Below are 5,864 nucleotides of genomic sequence, written 5' to 3' on the forward strand. Positions count from 1 at the left end.
CGACGATCTCCTCGATCGCGCTCGTAGGCGCACGGAAATGCCTGGTCTCGAAAGTGGGCTCGGGCAGCGCCTTCCGGTCCAGCTTGCCGCTGGAGTTCAGCGGGAACGCCTCCAGCGCGACGATCGCCGCCGGAACCATGTAGGCGGGCAAGGTTTCGCCGATCGCGGACCGCAGCGCCTGCGCGTCGATCCGGTCTCCCGGAGCGGGGACGACGTAGGCGACGAGCTGGTCGCCCAGCGACGAAGGCGACACGAGCGCGACCGCTTGGCTCACCGAAGGCTGCGCCAGCAGGGCCGTCTCGATCTCGCCCAGCTCGATCCGCTGACCGCGGAACTTCACCTGGAAATCGGTCCGGCCGAGATAGTCGAGGACCGCGTCGTCGGCGTCCTTGCGCCACACGACGAGGTCGCCGGTGCGGTACATCCGCTCGCCGTTGCCGAACGGATTGGCCACGAACCGGTCGGCGGTGAGATCGGGACGCCGCACATAACCGCGGGCCAGCTGATCACCAGCCAGGTACAGCTCGCCGGGCACACCCACCGGCACGGGCCGCAACCAAGAGTCCAGCACGTAGACCTGAGTGTTCCACTGCGGCAGACCGATCGGCACGGAGCGCTCGTCCGCCGACGCGGGCCAGTACGTCACCGAGACCGCGGCCTCGGTGGGACCGTACAGATTGTGCACGGCGGCGTCGGACACCGCCTGCATGGCTCCCACGGTCTCCGGGGGCAGCGCCTCGCCGATCACGAAGACGTGCTTCAGCGTCGGGCAACTGCCGGGCATGGCGTGCGCGGCGAAGACGGTCAGCATGGACGGCACGAAGTCCGTCACCGTCACACTCTGCTTGGCAATGGTTTCCGCGACGTAGGCAGGGTCGCGATGCCCGTCCGGCGTCGCGACGACGAGCTTCGCGCCCGCGCGCAAGGGCATGAAGTAGCCCCACAGCGAGACGTCGAACGTCGTCGCCGTCTTCTGCAAGTACACGTCGTCCGGGCCCAGCGGATATTCCGCGAGCATCCACGCGATCTGATTGTTGATCGCCGCGTGGGAGACCGCGACGCCCTTGGGCCTGCCGGTCGATCCGGAAGTGAAGATCACGTACGCCGGATGCTCCGGCGACACCGGACGCAGCAATTCTTCCGCGCGAACCGGGCTGCCGTCGAAGCCGTCGAGGTCCACGGTGTCCACGGCGAGCGTCCGGACGTCCTCGGGCAGCGCCGCCGCGTCGGCGCTGGTCGTCACGACACAGAGCGGGCGAGCGGTGTCCAGGATGTGCGCGATGCGTTCGGCCGGATGATCCGGATCCAACGGCACATACGCCCCACCCGCCGCCACCACCGCATACATCCCCACCACAAGATCCAACGACCGCCGAACCGCCAACCCCACCAACGACTCCGCACCCACACCCTGCGAAATCAACAAACGCGCAAGACGATTCACCCGCCCATCGAACTCACGATAAGTCAGCTCAGCGCCCTCGTAGGCGACGGCGATCTGCTCCGGATGCGCTTCGACGGCACGGCGATACCCGTCGAGCAGCAACTCCGAGGGGACGGGGTAGCGAGTGTCGTTCCACTCGTGCAGGATGCGATCCCGCTCGATCACGCTGAGCAGGTCGATGCCGCCCAGCGGGCGATCGGGGTCGGCCGCGACCGCGCGCAGCAATCGGTTCAGGCGCGCCGCGAATTCGGCGACCGAACCCTCGTCGAACAGATCGGTGGCATAGGTGAACATGGCGGCCAGGCCGGCGTCCGGACCTTCCTGCGGCGTCACCGTCAGCTGCAGATCGAATTTGGCCACCGCGCCGTCGAGTTCGACCGCGCCGACCGACAGGCCGGGCAGCTCGAGCTGCGCTTGTTCCATGTTCTGGAAGAACAGCGCCACCTGGAACAGCGGATGATGCGCCTGCGAGCGCACCGGGTCCAGCACCTCGACCAACCGCTCGAACGGCAACTCGGCATGCGAGAAGGCCGCGAGGTCGCGTTCCTTGGTCGCCTCCAGCAGTTCTGCGAACGAGGCCGCCGGATCCACCTCGGTCCGCAACACCAGCGTGTTGACGAACATGCCGACCAGATCATCGAGTTCCGCCTCGCCGCGGCCCGCGACCGGCGTGCCGATGGTGATGTCGCCAGAGCCGGACAATCGGGCCAGCAATGCCGCGAAAGCGGTGTGCACCACCATGAACAGCGAGGCGCCGCTCGCGTGCGCGAGCTCGTCCAGCCGGGTCCGGGTGGTTGCGTCGACGGTGAAGGTGAAGACGCCGCCGCGCCCGGAGGCAGCGGCGGGACGCGGCCGATCCGTGGGGAGGTCGAGCCGATCCGGAATGCCCGCGAGAGCCTCTCGCCAGAAGGCGATCTGCGTCGCGGCCACGGAGCGGGGGTCGTTCTCCTCGCCCAGCACGGCGCGCTGCCACAGCGTGTAGTCCGCGTACTGCACCGGCAGCGGTTCCCACCCCGGCGCGGCACCCGCGCTGCGCGCGACGTAGGCGGTCATCAGGTCGCGCACCAGCGGCGCTATCGACGTGCCGTCGGCCGCGATATGGTGCACGACGACGGCGAGGACGTAGTCGTCGGGACCGGTCCGCGCGAGCGAGAGCCGCAGCGGCACCTCTGCCGCGACATCGAAACCGGCGGCGGCGAACGTACGCAGCCAGTCCGGCAGTTCCCCGGCGGTCAGGTCGTGCGGCGTCAGGTCCGGAGTCGCCTGTTCGGGGGGCAGCACGACCTGATAACCCGTACCGTCCACCGCCGGATACACCGTCCGCAACGTCTCATGACGCCCGACCACATCCGCGACCGCCGCCTGCAACGCCGCCACATCCAACACACCCGACAACCGCACCGCGAACGGAATATTGTTCGCCGCGGAACCGGTATCGAACTGATTCAAAAACCACATCCGCCGCTGCGCCAACGACAACGGCACCCGCTCCGGACGCTCCACCGCCACCAACGCCGGACGCGCCGCGCCGGTGTCGAATTCGGCCAACCGGGCCGCCAGCAGCGCGACCGTCGGCGCTTCGAACACCGTGCGCGCGGGCACCCGCGCGCCGACCGATGCCCCGAGCCGGGCCGCGACCTGCGTCGCGATCAGCGAGTTGCCGCCCAGCTCGAAGAAATCGTCGTCCGCGCCGATCTCGCCGCCCGCGCTGAGCAGGTCGGCGAACACGCCCGCCACCAACTGCTCCAGCGCTCCGGACGGGGCGCGGAATTCCTTGGTCTGCAACTGCGGAGCGGGCAGGGCGCGACGATCCAGCTTGCCCACCGGGGTCAGCGGGATCTCGTCCAGCACGGTGAGAGAGGTCGGCACCATGTGCACCGGCAGGCTGCGCTCGGCGTGCGCGAGCAGCTCGTCGGTGTCGATCGAGCGTCCGCTCGCCGCGTGCACGTAGGAGGCGAGAATGGTCGCGCCGCTGTCCAATTCGTGCCCGACGGTGACCGCGAAATCCACCGTCTCGTGCGCCGCCAGCACCGCATCGATCTCACCCAACTCGATACGGAAACCGCGAATCTTCACCTGGAAATCGTTGCGACCCAGATACTCCAACTCACCACTCGGCGTCCAGCGCACCAGATCACCGGTGCGATAGAGCCGAGAGTGGTTCGGGTCGAACGGATTAGGGACGAAGCGCACCGCGGTGAGGCCGGGGCGCAACTGGTAACCGCGCGCCAACTGTGGTCCGCCGATGTACAGCTCGCCCACCACGCCGATCGGCACCGGCACCAGGCGCTCGTCCAGCACGTATTCGGTGGTCGCCTGGATGGGCGCGCCGATGGTCACCGGCTGCCCCGGCACCAGCGGCGCGCTGATGTTCGTCATGATCGTGGTCTCGGTCGGGCCGTACCCGTTGTAGAACTCGCGCTCGCCCTCGGCGATCGGGCGCACCCAGCGCCGCACCAGTTCCGGCGGGCACGCCTCGCCACCGGCCACCACCACGCGCAATTCATCCAGCCCCGCCGGATCCACCGACGCCAGCGCGGCCGGGGTGATGAACGCGTGCGTGACGGCCTCTCTGCGCAGCAGGGCGGCCAGTTCGTCACCGCCGTAGACCGTCGGCGCGACCACGACCATGGTGGCCGCACCACCGAGCGCGAGCAGCAACTCCAGCACCGACGCGTCGAACGACGGCGACGCGAAATGCAACGTCCGCGACGCGCTCGTCACCCGATACCGATCACGCTGCTCCGCACAGAAACCCGCCAACCCGGCCTGGGTGACGACCACGCCCTTCGGCATGCCGGTCGACCCGGAGGTGTAGATGACGTAAGCCGGATGTTCGGCACGCAACTGGCGCAGCCGATCCGCATAGGTGACCGGTTCGGTCGGGTAGTCCTCCAGCTGCCGGGCGCAGGAGTCGGAATCGATGACCAGCCATTCGATTTCGCTGGGCAGATCATCCACTACGCGCGCGACGGCGAGCCCGAGCACGGCGCCGGAGTCCTTCACCATGTGCTCGACCCGATCGGCCGGATAGTTCGGATCCACCGGCACGAACCCCGCACCGGTCTTGGCCACCGCCCACACCGCGACCACCGACTCCACCGAACGCGGAACACCGACCGCGACCAGATCCTCCGGACCAACCCCCCGATCGATCAGCAGACGCGCCAAACGCGTGGACCTGGCGTCGAGTTCCGCGTAGGTGAGGTGTCCGCGCGAGCTGACCGCGTCGGCGAACACGACCGCGGTACCGGTCGGATTCGCCTCGACGGCGGTGGCCATCAGCTGCGGGAGGGTAGTGACTCTAGGTCGCCGGGTGCGTGTGGGACGCACCCGCGCGGGCCGCGTCACGCGAGCCCCGCTTCGTCCCTGGTCCCCCATCCCTGAGCCGGCAGACTATTCCCCGACAAGCGAAACATGAAAACTCTGCACATCCTGCCTGTAAGAACACGTCCATGACACATTTCCAGCGGACACCCTGATACTCCAAACCAACCAGCTGTGTCCATGGTCACACAACCTGGAGCTCGGGTCCGACCGTGACTCGCTTCACTCGCTACCGAGCAACTCGGTGAGTTCGACGATAGCGGCCACATCGGTCCAAGGCCCCGCCGGTACGGCGCCGACACCATTGTCCAGCACCACAGCGTGCAAGTCCTCCAGCGCCGTCGGGTCGAGGGCTTCCAGCCCCCTCCGATCCGTCACCAGATGGGTTACCCACTCGTCGGCCAGCGATTCCGTCAGCGCGCCGTCCGCGTCGACCAGTACCACCGACGCGCCCACCGATCCGGCGGCGACCACCTCGATCAGCGCGGCGGGCGACTGCGGGCTGCCGTGCTGGAAGGTGCGCGATTCGAAGGTCAGTTCGGTGCGGGCACGCAACCGCCCGGCCGCCGCGGCCAAGTCGTCGTAACTGAGCGCCTGTGCGCCGATGAATGCGGGGTCGCTGCCGCGTAGGGCGCGGGTGCGGTGTGCGTAGGTGACGGGGCGTGGTGATTCGGCGGCGATTTCGGCGATGACGGCGGGGTCGTCGAGGGCGAGCCAGTCGAGGGTGGCGGTGTGGGGGTCGCCGAGGGTGAGGCCGATCTTGGTCTCGAGGTGTTGGGGCGGTGCGGTGTCGGCGGGGACGACGGCGGCGCCGGTTTTGAGGACGGCCCAGGTGGCGACGACGGCTTCGACGCCGCGGTCAAGGCGCAGTGCCACGCCCGCGCCCGGGCCGCAACCGCGGGCGATGAGCACCCGCGCCAAACGCGACGAGCGGGCGTCGAGATCCTGGTAAGTCAGCGCGTTCTCACCGGAGACCACGGCAGGCCCGTCCGGATCATCCTCGACCGCCGCCGCCAAAGCCTGCGTCAGCGCCGTGCCCGCGGTCGCGGTGGGCGCTTCGACGCTCACCGGCTCCGCCGCGGCCGCCATCCGC

2 protein-coding genes are annotated in these 5,864 nt (G+C 68.8%); both read right to left on the minus strand.

The features are described 5' to 3' along the window. Positions 1–4,726, minus strand: a 4,726-nt coding sequence (locus ON21_RS24740; RefSeq protein ID WP_157170955.1) for a non-ribosomal peptide synthetase, incomplete at its 3' end; no start/stop codon positions are given. A 267-nt stretch (positions 4,727–4,993) separates the two neighbouring features. Beyond that, positions 4,994–5,864: AMP-binding protein (locus ON21_RS24745; RefSeq protein WP_157170956.1), on the minus strand; the 871-nt coding region annotated here is incomplete at its 5' end.

The sequence above is a fragment of the Nocardia araoensis NBRC 100135 genome, assembly GCF_000308435.1.
Taxonomy (GTDB): Bacteria; Actinomycetota; Actinomycetes; order Mycobacteriales; family Mycobacteriaceae; genus Nocardia; species Nocardia araoensis.